The organism is Pseudomonas sp. PI1 (assembly GCF_000812405.1).
GTDB classification, from domain to species: Bacteria; Pseudomonadota; Gammaproteobacteria; order Pseudomonadales; family Pseudomonadaceae; genus Pseudomonas; species Pseudomonas citronellolis.
Map to the genome: position 1 here is coordinate 1 of NZ_JWMC01000095.1, position 17,627 is coordinate 17,627.

At 61.9% G+C, this 17,627-nt stretch carries 15 protein-coding genes; 10 read left to right on the forward strand and 5 right to left on the reverse strand.

All coding sequences use genetic code 11. The annotated features are described in order from the left end of the window. The first annotated feature begins 582 nt into the window (after nt 1-582). From dapE to RN02_RS27745, 4 genes are read left to right on the forward strand one after another with little or no spacing between them, the layout of a single operon-like run. Entirely contained in the window at nt 583-1,731 is a 1,149-nt protein-coding gene (dapE, locus tag RN02_RS27735; RefSeq protein ID WP_043318416.1) for a succinyl-diaminopimelate desuccinylase, read from the forward strand. Then, complete coding sequence (locus RN02_RS34060) at nt 1,728-1,901, forward strand: hypothetical protein (protein ID WP_167361010.1); 174 nt, start codon at nt 1,728-1,730, stop codon at nt 1,899-1,901. The genes dapE and RN02_RS34060 overlap by 4 nt, the downstream gene beginning before the upstream one ends. After that, the gene (locus RN02_RS27740; protein ID WP_043318418.1) at nt 1,901-2,710 is read left to right on the forward strand and encodes a putative RNA methyltransferase; all 810 of its coding nucleotides are present in this window, start codon (nt 1,901-1,903) and stop codon (nt 2,708-2,710) included. The genes RN02_RS34060 and RN02_RS27740 overlap by 1 nt, the downstream gene beginning before the upstream one ends. An 11-nt stretch (nt 2,711-2,721) precedes the next feature. Beyond that, entirely contained in the window at nt 2,722-3,105 is a 384-nt protein-coding gene (locus RN02_RS27745) for a hypothetical protein (protein ID WP_043318421.1), read from the forward strand. A gap of 112 nt (nt 3,106-3,217) precedes the next feature. On the opposite strand, the gene RN02_RS27750 is transcribed toward RN02_RS27745, so the two are convergent. From RN02_RS27750 to RN02_RS27770, 5 genes are all read right to left on the reverse strand, one after another. Further along, nucleotides 3,218-3,427, reverse strand: a complete 210-nt coding sequence (locus RN02_RS27750; RefSeq protein WP_003082372.1) for a cold-shock protein — start codon at nt 3,425-3,427, stop codon at nt 3,218-3,220. Nucleotides 3,428-3,815: 388 nt separating this feature from the next. Further along, the gene (locus RN02_RS27755) at nt 3,816-4,790 is read right to left on the reverse strand and encodes a DUF4340 domain-containing protein (protein WP_043318422.1); all 975 of its coding nucleotides are present in this window, start codon (nt 4,788-4,790) and stop codon (nt 3,816-3,818) included. A gap of 10 nt (nt 4,791-4,800) precedes the next feature. Further along, on the reverse strand, nt 4,801-6,636 hold the full coding sequence (locus RN02_RS27760) for a GldG family protein (protein WP_043318424.1): 1,836 nt from the start codon (nt 6,634-6,636) through the stop codon (nt 4,801-4,803). 10 nt (nt 6,637-6,646) lie between these two features. Beyond that, complete coding sequence (locus RN02_RS27765; protein WP_009616584.1) at nt 6,647-7,381, reverse strand: ABC transporter permease subunit; 735 nt, start codon at nt 7,379-7,381, stop codon at nt 6,647-6,649. Beyond that, complete coding sequence (locus tag RN02_RS27770) at nt 7,378-8,301, reverse strand: ABC transporter ATP-binding protein (RefSeq protein ID WP_043318426.1); 924 nt, start codon at nt 8,299-8,301, stop codon at nt 7,378-7,380. The genes RN02_RS27765 and RN02_RS27770 overlap by 4 nt, the downstream gene beginning before the upstream one ends. 312 nt (nt 8,302-8,613) lie before the next feature. Between RN02_RS27770 and plsB the strand changes: the two genes are divergently transcribed. The 6 genes from plsB to RN02_RS27795 all read left to right on the forward strand — a co-directional run bounded on the left by plsB (nt 8,614) and on the right by RN02_RS27795 (nt 17,625). Further along, nucleotides 8,614-11,106 carry a glycerol-3-phosphate 1-O-acyltransferase PlsB gene (plsB, locus tag RN02_RS27775; protein WP_043318428.1) on the forward strand — a complete coding sequence of 831 codons (2,493 nt, stop codon included), beginning with the start codon at nt 8,614-8,616 and terminating at the stop codon, nt 11,104-11,106. A gap of 192 nt (nt 11,107-11,298) precedes the next feature. Then, nucleotides 11,299-11,745: a low molecular weight protein-tyrosine-phosphatase gene (locus RN02_RS27780; protein WP_043271232.1), complete on the forward strand. Its 447-nt coding sequence runs from the start codon at nt 11,299-11,301 to the stop codon at nt 11,743-11,745. A gap of 34 nt (nt 11,746-11,779) precedes the next feature. Beyond that, entirely contained in the window at nt 11,780-14,008 is a 2,229-nt protein-coding gene (locus RN02_RS27785) for a polysaccharide biosynthesis tyrosine autokinase (protein WP_043318430.1), read from the forward strand. A 95-nt stretch (nt 14,009-14,103) separates the two neighbouring features. Further along, entirely contained in the window at nt 14,104-14,604 is a 501-nt protein-coding gene (gene rfaH, locus RN02_RS31780) for a transcription/translation regulatory transformer protein RfaH (RefSeq protein WP_082033908.1), read from the forward strand. Between the two features lie 333 nt (nt 14,605-14,937). Continuing rightward, the gene (locus tag RN02_RS27790; RefSeq protein WP_043318433.1) at nt 14,938-16,284 is read left to right on the forward strand and encodes a UDP-glucose dehydrogenase family protein; all 1,347 of its coding nucleotides are present in this window, start codon (nt 14,938-14,940) and stop codon (nt 16,282-16,284) included. A gap of 12 nt (nt 16,285-16,296) precedes the next feature. After that, nucleotides 16,297-17,625 carry a lipopolysaccharide biosynthesis protein gene (locus RN02_RS27795; protein ID WP_082033909.1) on the forward strand — a complete coding sequence of 443 codons (1,329 nt, stop codon included), beginning with the start codon at nt 16,297-16,299 and terminating at the stop codon, nt 17,623-17,625. Nucleotides 17,626-17,627 lie beyond the last annotated feature (2 nt).

Below are 17,627 nucleotides of genomic sequence, written 5' to 3' on the forward strand. Positions count from 1 at the left end.
GAGCCTTGGCGATACCCATGCGGTCATGGCGATGGGTATCGCTTCGCTCAACGCCATCCTACGAAAAGCCATGCTCGCTCCTACGCCATCCCACGCACTGCGCTCCTTGTAGGAGCGCGCCCTGCGCGCGAAATCGCGGGCAGGGCCCGCTACAGTTGAGGCCCTGCTCTCCTCGCTGCCGCGCCCGCGTGAGGAAGAAGCGCTGAGCGGTTCCGAGCAGGTGGGCTGAACGGCCGGGCGCTTTTCGTAGGATGGGTTGAGCCTTGGCGATACCCATGCGGTCATGGCGATGGATATCGCTTCGCTCAACGCCATCCTACGAAAAGCCATGCTCGCTCATACGCCACCCCACGCACCGTGCTCCTTGTAGGAGCGCGCCCTGCGCGCGAAATCGCGGGCAGGGCCCGCTCCTACAGTTGGGCTCGGAGTCGGAGGCATCGTAGGAGCGAGCTTGCTCGCGAACGGACTCTTCGCTCCTACGCGCATCCTGCCAAGGAAACCGCTGCGACCAGACGACGCGCTGTCCCCGCGCTTTTGCTTTAAGATGTGCGCCTTTTCCGTTTCACCCTGGATGCCTTGCCCATGTCCCTGTCGCCGACCCTGGCCCTCGCCTGCGAGCTGATCCGCCGGCCCTCCGTCACCCCCGTCGATGCCGACTGCCAGCAGCTGATGATGCAGCGCCTGGCCGCCTGCGGCTTCGACCTGGAGCCGATGCGCATCGAAGAAGTGGACAACTTCTGGGCCCGCCGCGCCGGCCGTGATGGCGGCGCAGGCCCGGTGCTGTGCTTCGCCGGGCACACCGACGTGGTCCCCACCGGCCCCGCGCAGGCCTGGCAGCACCAGCCGTTCGACGCCCTGATCGACGCCGACGGCATGCTCTGCGGGCGCGGCGCGGCGGACATGAAGGGCAGCCTGGCGGCCATGATCATCGCCACCGAGCGCTTCGTCGCCGGGCACCCGGACCACCGCGGCAGCATCGCCTACCTGATCACCAGCGACGAGGAAGGCCCGGCGCAGCACGGCACCAAGGCCGTGGTCGAGCGCCTGCGCGCACGCAACGAGCGCCTGGACTGGTGCATCGTCGGCGAGCCGTCGAGCACCGCTCTGGTCGGCGACGTGGTCAAGAACGGCCGCCGCGGCTCCCTCGGCGCCACCCTCAAGGTGCGCGGCGTGCAGGGCCACGTGGCCTACCCGCACCTGGCGAAGAACCCCATCCACCTGGCCGCCCCGGCCCTGGCCGAGCTGGCCGCCGAGCACTGGGACGATGGCAACGCCTTCTTCCCGCCGACCAGCTTCCAGATCTCCAACATCAACGGCGGCACCGGCGCCACCAACGTCATCCCCGGCGAGCTGGTGGTGGTGTTCAACTTCCGCTTCTCCACCGAATCCACCCCGGAGGGGTTGCAGCAGCGCGTCGCCGCCATCCTCGACAAGCACGGCCTGGACTGGCACATCGACTGGGCGCTGTCCGGCCTGCCGTTCCTCACCGAGCCGGGCGAACTGCTCGACGCCGTGGCCGCCAGCATCCAGGCGGTGACCGGCCGGCAGACCACTCCCTCGACCTCCGGCGGCACCTCGGACGGGCGCTTCATCGCCACCCTGGGCACCCAGGTGGTCGAGCTGGGCCCGGTCAACGCCACCATCCACCAGGTCAACGAGCGGGTGCTGGCCAGCGACCTCGACCTGCTGAGCGAAATCTACTACCAGACCCTGGTGCGGCTGCTGGCATGAAAGACGTGAAGAAAGGCTTCTGCCTGGCTGCCACCCAACCCGACATCCCACCGCCGGCCCCGGCCGCCGAACGGCGCTACGCCCTGCGCAGCTACCAGCTCAACCTGCGCCAGCGCAGCCTGCCGCTGCTCACCGTGCTGAGCCCGCTGCGCACGGAGCGCAAGGACTGATGCTCACCTGCCCGATCTGCCAGGCGAGCCTGGAACGCTACGACAACGGCGTGAAGTGCCCCGCCGGGCACAGTTTCGACCGCGCGCGCCAGGGCTACCTGAACCTGCTGCCGGTGCAGCACAAGAAAAGCCGTGACCCGGGCGACAACGCCGCCATGGTCGAGGCTCGCCGCCAGTTCCTAGGCGCCGGCCACTATGCCCCGCTGGCCCGGCGCCTGGCGGAGCTTGCCGCCGAACGCGCACCGGCGCGCTGGCTCGACATCGGCTGCGGCGAGGGCTACTACACTGCCCAGCTCGCCGAGGCCCTGCCCGCCAGCGACGGCTACGCCCTGGACATCTCCCGCGAGGCGGTGAAAGCCGCCTGCCGCCGCGCCCCGCAGCTGACCTGGATGGTCGCCAGCATGGCCCGGGTGCCGCTGGCCGACGCCAGTTGCCAGTTGCTGGCCAGCGTGTTCAGCCCCATCGACTGGAACGAGGCGGCGCGCCTGCTGGCCCCCGGCGGCGGCGTGCTGCGCCTGGGCCCGGGCCGCGACCACCTGCTGGAACTGCGCCAGCGCCTGTACGACGAGGTGCGCGAGTACGTCGACGACAAGCACCTGGCCGACCTGCCGCCGAGCCTGGCCCTGGCCCATACGGAAAGCCTGAGTTTCCGCCTGGCCCTGGACAGCCGCGAAGCCCGCGAAACCCTGCTGGCGATGACGCCCCACGGCTGGCGGGTCAACCCGCAGCGCCGCGAGCGCATCCTCGCCGAGCCCTTCGAGGTCACTGTGGCGGTGCGCTACGATTGGCTGGAACGCCAAAAACCCTGACGAGGACGCCCATGCGCCAACCGGATATCGAGATCTACCTGAAGGACGCCGACCAGGCCGCCGTCGGCGCCTGGCTGGCCGAGGCGCTGGGCCCCTGCAGCGAATGGCGGCGCCAGGGCGAGACCTTCAAGTGCCTGGCCGACAGCCCCAGCGGGATGATCCCGCTGACCTGGCTGCCGCAGGCGGTGGGCAAGTGGCACAGCCTGTTCATCGACAGCGACGCCACGCCCTGGGACGACGACCTGGCCTGCGCCCGGGCGGCCAACGCCGCGCTGGGCGTGGAGGTGCGCTGCGCGCCGGGCGGCTGGAGCGAAGAACAGGGCGAGGAGGACGCCGACCGCTGGCTGAAGGTGACCGCCGAGGGCGTCGCCGAGATCACCTGGCGAACCGGCTGAAGCACGAAAACGACGCTGGCGCGATGCGCGGCGTCGTTGCTGAAGAGCCGGGCGCCGGGCGCCGGCTGGAAAACGAAGGCCCGTCTCGCGACGGGCCTTTGTCTTCGGGGGCTCAGACCTTGGAGACGTCTTCCGCCTGCAGGCCTTTCTGACCCTGGATCACCGAGAACTCCACTTTCTGGCCTTCGACCAGGGAGCGGTGACCTTCGCCACGAATGGCGCGGTAGTGGACGAAAACGTCCGGACCGCTGTCGCGTTGAATGAATCCATAACCCTTGGCGTCATTGAACCACTTGACGGTTCCGACCTCACGATCAGCCATTACCACACTCTCCAACTCGCTATTATTTTTGGGTGGCCCCCGGGAATGAGGACTGCAACGGCTCGACAAGCGGAAGGTTGTCCGCGTTGACCGTCCAGGGCCTTAGCCGCTGGATGGGCAATTCGAATAACGCCCCAATGACGACCGCGCTCCCGAGTATATAAATCAAAAGTTACAGCTGGAAAGCACTTTTTCGCCTGAGTGCCAGCACCGTGACCGATGTGGCCAAAGTGCCATTTTACGGGGCTTCCAAGGCCATTCTGGTGCACTTGGACGATGTAACGGAGTTGTAAGTTTTGTCATTGTCGGCGTGCTGTAGCGCACATTTCCGCACGCCCATGGTGAAAGTTGCCGACCGGAACTTCGCCCGGCCGGCCTTTGAAATACCTCAAGGTTTCTTCGCGGTGAAATCCGCCAGGTGCCGGGCAAGCGCCTCGTACTGGTTGGCTTCGATGCGGTAGGCCCAGCCCTTGCGCGCCTGGATCTGCCCGTCGGCGAACCCCTCGACGCGGTCCAGCAGCAGCCAGTTCTGCCCGCCCTGCTCCAGCACGCGCCCGCTCAGGCTGGCGCCATCGAGGGTCTTGAGCGTCAGGCTCAGGCGCGCCGGCCCCTTGAACTGCACCTGGTCCAGCGGCGCCGTTTCGCTGAAGGTCAGGGCGCCGAAGGGCGTGGCCATGCCGTTGGCGATGGACTCGTAGGCCAGCTTGGCGTCCCCGGGCAGCTGGCGTACCTGCAGGTTGGGCTCGCCGGCCTTGTCGCGGAACACCGTCAGGGTTTCCCCGCCGGGGTAGCTCACCGACACCTCGGCGACCTTCTCGAAGGGAATGCTGGTGATGCGCCGGTCCAGCCAGTCCAGCTCGTCGGGCGGCAGGCGCAGGTCCTTGTCGATCAGCCAGACCTGCTCGTCGCCGGGCTGGCGCACCAGGCGCCCGCCCTGCTGCGCGGCCTTGCCCACCAGCAGCTCCAGCGGCGCTCCGCCGCTGCGCTCCAGGCTCAGGCGCACGGCGGCGCCCTCGCCCTGGTCGGCGACGCCGAGCTGGGCGAAGTTGCCCGGCTCGCGGGTCTTGGCCTCGACCTTGCGCGCCTGCGCCAGGTCGTGCAGCAAGTCGCCGACCAGGCGCCCGGCCGCCGGGTAGCCGGCCTTGGCCGGCATCACCCAGCGCCCGTCCTGGCGCGCCACGCGGATGTCCGGCTGGCCGGGGCGGCGCACCGTCACCGCGCTCACCTGCTGCGCGTCCAGGCCCGGGAAATAGCGCACCTCCGCCGGCGGCGCCAGGCGGGCCGGCTCGCGCTGCAGCCAGGCGAAGAGGCCGCCGAGCGCCACCACCAGGACCACCAGCAGGATCAGACTCTTGCGTTGCATGGCCGCCTCCTCAGGCCTGGCGCCGGCGGCGCCACCACCACAGGGCGAGCACGCCCAGGGTCAGCAGCAGCGGCACGGCGGCGATGTTGACGATCTTCAGGGTGCGGCCGAGGGACTCGATATCCGCGTTGAGCTGGAACTGCACGTCGCGCAGCTCCTTGCGGATGCGCACGCGCTCCTGGATGAACTGCTGCATCGCGCTCTGCTGCTCCGGCGTCAGCTCCAGGGCCTTGCCCGGGTCGGGATTCTGCAGCGCGGCGAGCTTCTGCTCGGTGTCGGCCAGGCGCTGCTTGAGCGCGTCGGCCTTCTCGCGGAAGCGCGTCTCGGCCTGGCGCTGCAGCTCGTCCACCACTGTGAACGGGCGGCTGAAGCGGCCGCGCGAGCGCACGCTGATCAGCGCGTCGGAGCCGGCCAGGTTGTCCAGCGCGTTGATCACGAAGCTGGCGTTGTCGGCCCAGGGCTGCGGCACGCGCTGGCCGAAGAAGTCCTGCACCTGCACCCACATGCGGTCGGTGAGCAGGTCAGTGTCGGCCACGGCGATGACGTTGATGCTGTCGGCGCTCTTCAGGCCATCCTTGCGGCCTTCGATGCCATTGGGGAAGGCGCTCTGCGCCGGGCCCTGGATGCGCGCGGCCATGACGTAGCGCTGGCCGGTGGGCTTGAGCTGGGCCATCAGCTCGCCGGGGTCGCGCAGGGTGGCGAAGCGCTGGGCGTCGAAGGGCATCGCCTGCGCCGAACTCTGGATCAGCGGCGTGAAGTGCGTCTTCGCGTCCTTGAGCGGCTCGAGGATGCCGGCGGTGGCCAGGGTCAGATTCTCCAGCCCGGCGGTGGCCACGTCGTTGGCGTCCAGCGCCTTGGCGCCGAGGTTCAGCCAGGCCGGGTGGTGCGCCGCGCGCTGGCCCTGACCCATGCTCACCGACATGGCGTAGCTGGCGTCGCCGAGCACCTTGCCCGGCAGCAGTTGCACGCCCCAGGCCTTGAACAGCGGTTCGAGGTCGGAGGCCTGGTCACCGGGGCCATCCAGCGCGGCCATGGGCGAGGACTTGTCGGCCTCGCTGAAGGGATCGACGAAGGCCAGCAGCTTGCCGCCGCGCAGCACGAACTGATCGATGGCGTAGAGCGTCTGCTGCGGCAGGTGCTTGGGATGCACCAGCAGCAGCACGCTGACGTCGTCCGGGATGGCGTCGACGTCGGGCTTGAGGCTCTTCAGGTCGAACTGCTGGCGCACTTCGTCGAGCAGCATCCAGGGCGAGCTGGGCTGCTGCGTCTGCATGTCGAAGCCGCCGGTCATCTGCAGGGTGCTGAGCACGCCCACCACCGGCCGCCTGGGGTGCGCCAGGGCATTGACCAGGCGGCTGAGGTCGTACTCCAGGAACGCCTCGTGGTCCGGCTGGAAGAACGGGATCACCTGGATGTTGTCCAGCGCGTCGGTGCCGGCCAGGCCGAAGTACAGGGTGTCGCCGCCCTGGTTCAGCGGCACCGCCTGCAGGCCGAACTCGGCGGCCTTGTCCTCCTCCTCGGAGAACGGCTGCGGGTCGATGACGTGCAGGCGGATCTTGCCGTCGGCCTCGCGCTCGTAGGCCTTGAGCAGCTCCTCCACGCGCTTGGCGTAGTTGCGCAGCGGGACCAGGTCCTTGCTGCCCTTGTCGGAGAAGAAGAAGTACAGGTTGATCGGCTCGCCGATGGAGCCCAGCACCTTCTTGGTGCCGTCGGAGATGGTGTAGAGCTTCTGCTGCGTCAGGTCCAGGCGCGCGCCGGTGAAGGCCAGCCCGGACACCAGGTTGAAAGCCAGGAACAGCAAGGCGATGACCAGCAGCCCGGCGGCGGAATACATCAATTTCTTCATGCGGGCTTCCTCAATCGGCTTTCTTCAGGTCGACCACCACCGCCGTGGCGGCGAGCCAGGCGACGATCAGGCTGGCGAAGAACAGCAGGTCGCGCAGGTCGATGACGCCCTTGCTGATCGCATCGAAGCGCGTCAGGAAGCTCATCGAGGCCACCGCGTCCAGCAGCCACTGCGGCGCCCAGGCGTTGAAGGCGTCGAGCACCAGGGGGAAGCCGCTGACGATGAACACGAAGCACATCACCACGGCGAGGATGAAGGCGATCACCTGGTTCTTCGCCAGCGCCGACATGCACGAGCCGATGGCCAGGTAGCCGCCGGCCAGCAGCCAGCTGCCGAGGTAGCCGGCGAGGATGGCGCCGTTGTCCGGCTCGCCCAGGTAGTTGACCGTGAGCACCATGGGGAAGGTCAGCAGCAACGCGATGCCGGCGAACACCCAGGCGGCGAGGAACTTGCCGGTGACCGCCTCGAAGCGGGTGATCGGCAGGGTCATCAGCAGCTCGATGGAGCCGGACTTGCGCTCCTCGGCCCACAGGCGCATGGCCAGTGCCGGGATGAGGAACAGGTAGAGCCAGGGGTGGAAGTTGAAGAAGGCCGTCAGGTCCGCCTGGTTACGCTCGTAGAAATTGCCCAGGTAGAAGGTGAAGACCCCGGACAGCACCAGGAAGATGACGATGAACACGTAGGCCAGCGGGGTGGCGAAGTAGCTCGCCAGCTCGCGCTTGAAGACCACCGGCAACTGCTTCATGCCGCTTCCCCCCTGGTCAGGCTGCGGAACACCTCGTCGAGGCGGCCGCGCTCCACGTCCAGCTCGCGGATGCGCCAGCCGCGCTCGGCGATCAGCGCATTCACCTGCGGGAAGATCACCTCGCCGGGCCTGGCCAACAGCGTCAGGCTGTGCTCCAGCGGGTTCTCTTCCAGCGCCGCCACGCCCGGCAATGCGGCCAGGGCCGCGCGGTCCAGCTCGCCATCGGCGACCAGGGTCACCGCCTGGTGGTAGCGCGAGCGGCTTTCCAGCTCGAAGGGCGTGCCGTCGGCCAGCAGGCGGCCGTTGGCGATCACCACGGCGCGGGTGCAGACCGCGGTGACCTCTTCGAGGATGTGGGTGGAGATGATGACGATGCGCTCGCGGGCCAGGCCGCGGATCAGCTCGCGGACCTGATGCTTCTGGTTCGGGTCCAGGCCGTCGGTGGGCTCGTCGAGGATCAGCACCCGCGGGTCGTGGAGGATCGCCTGGGCCACGCCGACGCGGCGCTTGAAGCCCTTGGAGAGGGTTTCGATGGACTGCTCGCGGACAGGCTCCAGCTCCAGCTGCTCGACCACCCGCGCCACCCGCTCGCGCTTCTGCGCGCCGCGGTAGCCGCGGACCTCGGCGATGAATTCGAGGAAGCCGCGCACGCGCATGTCGCCGTAGCAGGGCGCGCCCTCGGGCAGGTAGCCGATCAGGCGCTGGGCCTGCAGGGTCTGCGTCTGGATGTCGAAACCGTGGATGCTCGCGGTGCCCGAGGTGGGCGCGAGGAACCCGGTGAGCATCTTCATGGTGGTGGACTTGCCGGCGCCGTTGGGGCCGAGAAAGCCCAGGACTTCCCCCGGTTGCACACTGAACGACAGGTCGTCCACCGCGGTGTGCTGCGCGAATCGCTTCGTGAGTCTGCTTATTTCGATCATTTCTCTCACCGTTGCGCCAAGAGCCCGCCGCGAACTCGGAACACACGGGGCAGACGAGCTCCCACAAAATGCCGCCGGGAATATATGAACCGACGGACGGCAGTGCAAGGTGGAGACTGTGACGAAAAAGTACACTGCCGTGCATGAAAATTTATTTAGGAATGCGGTCCTATTCCTACATCGAAAGCAGCCGAGCGGAGGTCATAGCATGCTTCCAGGCTGCCGTCCCACCCTTTTGCCTGCCGTAGCGTTGCGGCACACTAGCGTCCGCTTGGTCGCCACCGAGCCCCGTTCAACTGCCTGCGAGCCCGTATGCCCCGTTACCCGTTCCGCCGCTTCGGCTTTGGCGTCCTGCGCCGCCTGCTCTACCTCTGGGTGCGCTCGGAAACCATCAACCAGTCGTCCCTGAGCCTGAAGATCGACCGCAGCAAGCCGGTGCTCTACGTGCTGCAGCAGCCTTCGGTGAGCGACCTGGCGGTAGTCGACACGGAGTGCCGCAAGGCCGGCCTGCCGCGCCCGGTGATGCCGGTGGCGGTGGGCAGCAGCGTCGAGCCGGCGGCCTTCTTCTACCTGACGCCGGAGCCCGACTGGCTCGGCCGCCAGGACAAGCGCGGCGCGCCGCCGGCGCTGATGCGCATGCTCGCGGCCATCGGCCAGAACGGCGTGGACGACGCGCAGATCGTCCCGGTCAGCGTGTTCTGGGGCCAGTCGCCGGACAGCGAGAAGAGCGCCTGGAAGCTGCTGTTCGCCGACAACTGGGCGGTGACCGGGCGCCTGCGCAAGCTGGCGCGCATCCTCATCCTCGGGCGCAAGACCCGCGTGCAGTTCTCCGCGCCCATCCACCTGCGCGAGCTGGTCGACCAGGGCAAGGGCCAGGAGCGCACCCAGCGCATGGTCCAGCGCATCCTGCGGGTGCACTTCCGCAACCAGAAGACCGCGGTCATCGGCCCGGACCTCTCGCACCGCCGCACCCTGGTCAAGGGCCTGCTGCGCGCGCCCCTGGTGCGCCAGGCCATCCAGGAAGAAGTCGAAACGCAGCACCTCTCCACGGAAAAGGCCGAGGCCCTGGCCCTGCGCTACGCCAACGAGATCGCCGCGGACGTGTCCTACCCGGTGATCCGCTTCCTCGAAGTCACCCTCACCTGGTTCTGGAACAAGCTCTACGAAGGCGTGCGGGTCAACCACATCGAGCGCGTGCAGGACGTCGCCCAGGGCCACGAGATCGTCTACGTGCCCTGCCACCGCAGCCACATCGACTACCTGCTGCTGTCCTACCTGCTGTTCCGCAACGGCCTGACGCCGCCGCACATCGCCGCCGGCATCAACCTCAACATGCCGGTGGTCGGCTCCATCCTGCGCCGCGGCGGGGCCTTCTTCATGCGCCGCAGCTTCAAGGGCAACCAGCTGTACACCGCGGTGTTCAACGAATACCTGCACACCCTGTTCAGCCGCGGCTTCTCCACCGAATACTTCGTCGAGGGCGGCCGCTCGCGCACCGGGCGCATGCTCCACCCGCGCACCGGCATGCTCGCCATCACGCTGCGCAGCTTCCTGCGCGACTCGCGCCGGCCGATCGTCTTCGTGCCGGTGTACATCGGCTACGAGCGCGTTCTGGAAGGCCGCACCTACCTGGGCGAGCTGCGCGGCGCGGCGAAGAAGAAGGAATCCATCTTCGACCTGTTCAAGGTGGTGGGCGCGCTGCGCCAGCGCTTCGGCCAGGTGTGGGTGAACTTCGGCGAGCCGATCCACCTGGACAGCTTCCTCGAACAGCACGAACCCGGCTGGCGCAAGCAGGAACTCGGCCCGGAATACCGCCCGGCCTGGCTGCCGGACGCCACCAACCAACTGGCCCGCGAAGTGGCCCGCCACCTCAACGACGCGGCGGCGATCAACCCGGTCAACCTGGTGGCCCTGGCGCTGCTCTCCACCAGCCGCCTGGCCCTGGACGAACGCGCCCTGGAACGCGTGCTGGACCTGTACCTGGCGCTGCTGCGCAAGGTGCCCTACTCGCCCAGCGCCACCCTGCCCGACGGCGACGGCAAGGCGCTGATCGAATACGTGAAGAGCATGAACCTGCTCGCCGAACAGAAGGACGCCCTGGGCCGCATCCTCTACCTGGACGAGCAGAACGCCGTCCTCATGACCTACTACCGCAACAACGTCCTGCACGTATTCGCCCTGCCAGCGCTGATCGCCAGCTTCTTCCAGAGCAACGCGCGGATCAGCCGCGAACAGCTGCTCAACTACACCCGCGCGCTCTACCCCTTCCTGCAACAGGAACTGTTCATCCGCTGGGACCTGGACCAGCTCGACGCCGTGGTCGACCAATGGCTGGCCGCGCTGGTGGAACAGAACCTGCTGAAACAGGACGGCGACGCCTACGTGCGCCTGGCGCCTAGCTCACGCGAATACGTGCTGCTGACCCTGCTCGCCCGCGCCATCACCCAGACCCTGCAGCGCTTCTACATGGCCATCGCCCTGCTGCTCAACGCCGGGCAACGCCAGCTCAGCGCCGAGGAACTGGAGAACCTGTGCACCGTCATGGCCCAGCGCCTGTCCATCCTCCACGGCCTGAACGCCCCGGAATTCTTCGACAAGACACTGTTCCGCAACTTCATCCAGGCCCTGCTCGACCAGCGCGTGCTGCGCAAGGATGAAGAAGGCAAGCTGAGCTACCACGAGAAACTGGGCGACCTCGTCGAAGGCGCGGCCAAGCGCGTGTTGCCGGCGGAGATCCGGTTGTCGATTCGGCAGGTGGCGCTCGAACGTCCGTCCCAGGAAGAAACCCCAGCCCCCGCCCCCTGATCTTCCAATCCCCCGGGGGCCGCCAGACGACAAGCGGTCGGCCCCGTCAAACCCGCGCACCCATGGCAATTCGCCATTTTCAAAAGTTCGAAGCCCGTCACAGAAGGGCTGTGAGCCTTGACTCAGGGTGCCGTGGCTCTTACATTTCCCCGCTTTCATACATACACATCTGTAGGATCAAGGAACGTCCCCGTGTTCAAAAGGATATTGGTCGTCTGCGTCGGTAACATTTGCCGTAGTCCTACCGCAGAACATCTGCTGCGCCAGCGCCTGGCCGGCAGCGATATCCAGGTGAGCTCCGCCGGCCTCGGCGCCCTGGTCGACAAGCCCATCGAAAGCCACGCTCTCGCCATCCTCCAGCAACACGGCGAGCAGCCGCACGAACACCGTGCCCGCCAACTGACATCCAGCCTGCTGCGCGAATCCGACCTCGTCCTGGTCATGGAAAAGCGCCACCTGCAAGGCGTCAGCCAGATCGCCCCGGAAGCCCGCGGCAAGACCTTCCTGCTCGGCAAGTGGCAGGACGATCGCGAAATCCCCGACCCCTACCGCCAGAGCACAGCCGTGTTCGAACACGCCTACGCGCTGATCGAACAAGGCGTCGACGCCTGGGCCAAACGCATTCGCCCGACCCGCTAAGCCTCACTGACGAAGAAGTAAAAGAAGCACACCCATGCAGCAGCAAGCCCCGGTAGCCATCCACGACAAAGACGATGACGAGATCGACCTGCTAGGTCTGCTCGGCACCCTGATCGACCATAAATGGCTGATCGCCGGTATCACCGCGGGCTTCATGGCCGTGGGTGTTGCTTATGCGCTGCTGGCGACGCCGATCTACCGATCGGATGCGATCGTGCAGGTGGAGCAGAAGAAGCCCAGCATCCCGGGTCTGTCGGATATGGGGGATCTACTGGGGGCGCAGTCGGAAGCTATTACCGAGATTCAACTGCTGACTTCGCGTGCAGTCATCGGCAAGGCGGTGGATAACCTCAAGCTGAATATCGTGGTGCAGCCGTCGCGGTTTCCGTTGATTGGTGGCTTCATCGCACGGCATTTCGATCCAGAGACCCCGGATGAAATCGCAGCGCCGGTGTTTGGCCTTAGCCGTTTTGGCTGGGGTGGCGAGGAGCTGAAGGTCTTCCAGCTCGATGTGCCGACTGCATTGCTGGAAAAGGACCTCACGCTGATCGCAGGAGAGAACGGTTCCTACACCCTGCTGGACGATGATGACAATGTTCTGGTCGAAGGCAAGGTGGGTGAAGCCTATGACCAGCACGGCGTGAAAATCCAGGTCGCATCCCTGCACGCCAATCCGCGCACCCATTTCGACGTAGTGCGTGAGCGCCGTCTGACCACCATCCTGCGCTACCAGGACAACCTGAACGTCGCCGAGACCGGCAAGGAGTCCGGCATCATCAGCCTGTCGCTGGAAAACGACGAGCCGGCTCGCGCCCTGCAGGTACTGGACGAGATCAGCAAGCTCTATGTTCGGCAGAACGTTGAGCGCGCCTCCGCCGAGGCAGCGTCCAGCCTGGAATTCCTGCGCGGCCAATTGCCCGATGTGCGCCGCGAATTGGAAAAGGCCGAGGACGCCCTGAGCGCGTACCAGACCAAGTCCAAATCCGCAGACATCAGCCTGGAAACCAAGGCCCTGCTCGACCAGATCGTCGCCCTGGATACCAGCATTTCCGAGCTCAAGCTGCAACAGGCGGAAATGGATCGCAAGTTCACCCGCCAGCATCCGGCCTACCAAGCCCTGCAGACGCAGATCGGTGAATTGACTTCAAAGCAGAACGGCCTTACCCACAAGGTGGAAGGCCTGCCGGAAACCCAGCAGGAACTACTGCGTCTGACTCGCGACGTTGAAGTCAGCACCGCCATTTACACCCAGTTGCTGAACAAGGCCCAAGAACTGGACGTGATGCGAGCAGGTGCAGTGGGTAACGTCCGTATCATTGACTCCGCGGATGTGGATATCACCAAACCGGTCAAGCCCAAGAAAGCTCTCATTGTCCTGGTAGCCACGCTGCTAGGCCTGTTCTTTGCCGTTGGCTTGGTCCTGCTGCGCAAAGCACTGAATCGCGGCATCGAAACACCGGACGCCATCGAGCAACTCGGCCTGCCGGTATACGCCTCGATTCCCTACAGCGTTCTGCAGAAGGCAGAGGAAGATAAACGAGGCAAGGGTCGTGGTCGTTCTGCCAAAGCTGCACCGCTGCTTGCCATCAGTCACCCCACGGACCTGGCCATCGAGTCTCTGCGCAGCCTGCGCACCAGCCTGCATTTCGCCATGCTGGAAGCCGGCAACAATCGCCTGATGATTTCCGGTCCCAGCCCGGCAGTGGGCAAGACCTTCGTTTCCTCCAACCTGGCAGCCGTCATCGCGCAAACCGGCCAGCGTGTACTGCTGGTAGACGTGGACATGCGCAAGGGCTATCTGCACAAGGTGCTCAATAGCGGGGAAGAGAATGGCCTGTCCGACATTCTGGTCAAGCGTTGCGACTTCAACACAGCCGTACGCGCCACCGAGATCGAAGGTTTCCACTTCATTCCGCGTGGCCAGATCCCGCCGAACCCGTCCGAACTGCTGATGCACCCCAACTTCACAGCCTTCCTCGAGGAAGCCAGCCAGCAGTTCGACCTGATAATCCTGGATACCCCACCGCTGCTGGCAGTAACCGACGCCGCCATCGTTGGCCGCCAGTCCGGCACCAGTCTGATCGTCACCCGCTTCGGCCTGAACCCGGCGCGGGAGATCGAATTGACCATCCGCCGCTTCGCGCAGAACGGCATCGAACTCAAAGGCGCCATATTCAACGGTGTTGAGAAGCGTGCCTCGGCCTATTACGGCTACGGTGGCTACGGCTACTACCACTACGAGTACAAATCGGACAAAGCCTGATCGAGGAGAGGCCAGGGAAGGCCTTATCCATATATCCGTCCGTATAGCGGACATCGGAACGCCGCAGGAGCAATCAGTCCTGCAACGAGGGAATCATGCCGGACGCAACCGGAAAACAATGGTATTTGGTCCAGTGTAAGCCACGCCAAGCCACGCGAGCGCTGAAACACCTTGAGAACCAAGGTTACGAGTGCCTTCTTCCATTGCTCTCGATAGAGCGTCTGCATAAAGGGCAACTGCAAAAGCTCGATGAGCCGATGTTTCCCGGTTACCTATTCATTCAGTTGGACAAAGTCGAAGACAATTGGTTGCCAATCAGGTCTACGCGCGGAGTCAGTCAGATCGTTAGTTTCGGCGGCCAGCCAACACCAGTCCCAAACTCTGCAATAACAATGTTAATGCAACCTCCTGCAGCGACGCCTCCTGCGCTGTCGAGCGGTGATCGTGTATTAATTAATACACCGGGATTACAGCGAATAGAAGCAATTTTCATGGCGAGAGATGGAGAAGAGCGAGTGTCATTGCTACTTACTCTACTTCAGCGGGAAGTAACCATCCGACTACCGATAAACAGAATAATAAAATATGAATCCTGAACATATACACAAGCATCAAAGCAAACTAAAAAATCATTCTTACAACTCAAAAAAATCGAGATACAACAAAAGAACTTCATCATTCTCGCTGCATAGTTTTGTACGAAAGGACCTAGGACTTACGCGACAGGGTTAGGGATACCACACTGTCCATTGAACACCGGCATGATCATCGATCATTCCTAATAGTCACCCATTTCGCGTCCTCAGGAAAATGACCAAAAATCCTGGGGCGGTAGCGTGCCAAAAGCCCAATTATAACGAAGCAATTGCCTAGCCCTCCGCTTAGGCACGACGCAGCAATCCGATCTATTAAGAGTTAAGGGAAACCATATGAAGGTCACTGTCTACGGCATCGGTTATGTAGGGCTTGTGCAAGGAGCCGTGCTGGCCGAGGTGGGCCATGACGTTATATGTGTCGACATAGACCCACAAAAGGTGGAACGCCTCAAGCAGGGGCAGATCCCCATCTACGAACCGGGTCTGAATAGACTAGTAAAGGACAACCACAACGCCGGTCGACTGAACTTCACAACTGACGCCTCGCTGGGTGTCCAGCATGGTGACGTGCAGTTCATTGCCGTGGGCACGCCTCCAGACGAAGATGGCTCCGCCGACTTACAATATGTACTTGCGGTAGCAGAAACTATCGCTATCTACATGCAACACCCAAAGATCATTGTTAATAAATCAACTGTTCCCGTAGGGACTGCCGATAAAGTTAACGCCAAAGTTCTAGAGATACTGACGCGGGAAGGAAAATCAAATATAGACTTTGAAGTCGTATCGAATCCAGAGTTTCTTAAGGAAGGCTCTGCCGTTACCGATTGCATGCGTCCGGATAGGATAGTAATAGGCACCAATAATCGCGAAACCGAAGAGGCAATGCGCGAACTCTATGCCCCCTTCAATCGTAACCATGAAAAAATTATAGTAATGGATGTACGAAGTGCAGAGCTAACAAAGTATGCAGCCAACTGTATGCTGGCTACGAAAATCAGTTTCATGAACGAAATGGCAAATTTAGCAGAGCGACTGGGTGCAGATATCGAAATGGTCCGTCATGGTATCGGGTCTGACCCTCGTATCGGCTACCAATTCATTTATGCCGGAGCGGGTTACGGTGGTTCCTGCTTCCCCAAAGATGTTCAGGCGTTAATCCGTACGGCCGAAGACATTGATTTTGAACCAAAAATTTTGAAAGCGATAGAGAAGCGCAATGCAGAACAAAAAACTGTTCTTTTCCATAAAATCAATAAGCACTTTAATGGCCAATTAAAGGGAAAAACATTTGCACTGTGGGGGCTAGCATTTAAACCTAATACTGATGATATGCGCGCAGCACCGAGCAGGGTCTTAATGGAGAGTCTTTGGAACGCAGGCGCGAAGGTACAGGCATTCGATCCAGAAGCAATGGAAGAGGCTCAGCGAATTTATGGGAACCGAGAAGATCTAACTCTGTGTGGTACAAAAGAGGCTGCTTTAAAAAACGCTGACGCATTGATGATCATCACTGAATGGTCAACATTTAAATCCCCAGACTTCGATTTCATTAAAGAGCAACTGAAAAGCCCGCTTATCTTTGATGGAAGAAATCTATTCGAGCCTGCTCGAATGCATCGAAAGGGTATTCAATATCACTCCATAGGCAGAACTCCAAGCCAAACCCAAATATCATAGACTGAGACTCCAGTGATAGATTTTTTAGAAAAGGTATTGCGGAATAAATTTTTCCACAATGTCGCGATAGTTGTCTCAGGTACGGCAGGTGCCCAGGCCATTACCATGGCCTTCACACCTGCTCTTACTCGCTTATACGGACCAGAAATTTTTGGAGCCGTAGGTGCTTTCGTTGCCATATTAGAGGTCCTAATTCCTCTTACCGCGCTTAGCTTCCCCCTGGCTATCGTACTTCCGAAAAACGAAGCAGACGCGCATGGACTGGCAAAACTCTCTCTTATTATATCCTTCGCTATATCTTCGCTTGCCAGCATCATATTGGTCTTTTTCGGAAGAGCTATTGCTGTGGCATTTAATCTAGATGAAATATACAAATTACTATGGCTACTGCCACCATCTATGCTTTTTGCATCATTGATGGCGACAACTAATCAATTTGCCATTCGAAAAAAATTATTCCCGCTAAGATCAAGAGCTTCAATAGCGCAAGCGCTAATCACAAACATCTCAAAATGCATAGCAGGTGTTATTAGTCCCTCGGCCACGGCTTTAACCGCGACCACATCTCTGGGTTACCTCTTAAATTCAGCCCTTATATGGCCAAGTATTCGAGCTACACCAGACCAAAAACAGGAAAAATCAAGCACTTGGTTACTATTCATTAAATACTATGATTTTGCAGTATTCAGAACGCCGCAGGTTCTAATTAACAGCATAGGCCAAAATTTACCTATCCTGATGCTGTCAATACTTTCCGGCCCTGCCTCCGTCGGCCACTTCATTTTAGCCAGAACTGTATTATTTGTCCCTTCCACCTTGATTGGCCAATCGATAGCTGATGTATTTTATCCAAAATTTGTAGAGTCTATACGCGCAGGCGAAGACGCAAAATCGCTACTTCTTAAAACCTGCCTTTCTCTCTCTGTACTTGGATTTGCCCTTTATGCCATACCAATAACCATAGGTCCTTGGATATTCTCACTTATATTTGGTAGCGAATGGCGGGAAGCAGGTGAACTGTCGCAATGGATGTCCCTTTGGCTATTTTCAATCCTAATCTCTAGACCCGTAATTTCCGCGATCCCGGCTCTATCCTTACAGAAATCCTTCCTTATCTTTGAGCTAGGCTCGCTTTTTACCAAGATACTACTAGTATTTGCCGGCTATAAAGCGACCAACAACGCTATCGGCGCAATAGCATACTTCAGCATAGGGAATTTTGTCATATATATACTCCTCACAATCTACACAATAAGTAAATCACCAAATGGCGCAAAAAACTCTCTCCTGGCATTAATTGAAGAACCAAGAGTAAGTTCACAAAAGCGAAACCCTTACTAATT

Excerpts from the sequence above, each read along its gene's own strand:
- dapE (WP_043318416.1), top strand. The coding sequence starts at position 583 with ATGTCCCTGTCGCCGACCCTGGCCCTCGCCTGCGAGCTGATCCGCCGG.
- RN02_RS27745 (WP_043318421.1), top strand. The coding sequence starts at position 2,722 with ATGCGCCAACCGGATATCGAGATCTACCTGAAGGACGCCGACCAGGCC.
- RN02_RS27750 (WP_003082372.1), bottom strand. The coding sequence starts at position 3,427 with ATGGCTGATCGTGAGGTCGGAACCGTCAAGTGGTTCAATGACGCCAAG.
- RN02_RS27785 (WP_043318430.1), top strand. The coding sequence starts at position 11,780 with ATGCAGCAGCAAGCCCCGGTAGCCATCCACGACAAAGACGATGACGAG.
- RN02_RS27740 (WP_043318418.1), top strand. The coding sequence starts at position 1,901 with ATGCTCACCTGCCCGATCTGCCAGGCGAGCCTGGAACGCTACGACAAC.
- plsB (WP_043318428.1), top strand. The coding sequence starts at position 8,614 with ATGCCCCGTTACCCGTTCCGCCGCTTCGGCTTTGGCGTCCTGCGCCGC.
- RN02_RS27760 (WP_043318424.1), bottom strand. The coding sequence starts at position 6,636 with ATGAAGAAATTGATGTATTCCGCCGCCGGGCTGCTGGTCATCGCCTTG.
- RN02_RS27765 (WP_009616584.1), bottom strand. The coding sequence starts at position 7,381 with ATGAAGCAGTTGCCGGTGGTCTTCAAGCGCGAGCTGGCGAGCTACTTC.
- RN02_RS27755 (WP_043318422.1), bottom strand. The coding sequence starts at position 4,790 with ATGCAACGCAAGAGTCTGATCCTGCTGGTGGTCCTGGTGGTGGCGCTC.
- RN02_RS34060 (WP_167361010.1), top strand. The coding sequence starts at position 1,728 with ATGAAAGACGTGAAGAAAGGCTTCTGCCTGGCTGCCACCCAACCCGAC.
- RN02_RS27790 (WP_043318433.1), top strand. The coding sequence starts at position 14,938 with ATGAAGGTCACTGTCTACGGCATCGGTTATGTAGGGCTTGTGCAAGGA.
- RN02_RS27770 (WP_043318426.1), bottom strand. The coding sequence starts at position 8,301 with ATGATCGAAATAAGCAGACTCACGAAGCGATTCGCGCAGCACACCGCG.
- rfaH (WP_082033908.1), top strand. The coding sequence starts at position 14,104 with ATGCCGGACGCAACCGGAAAACAATGGTATTTGGTCCAGTGTAAGCCA.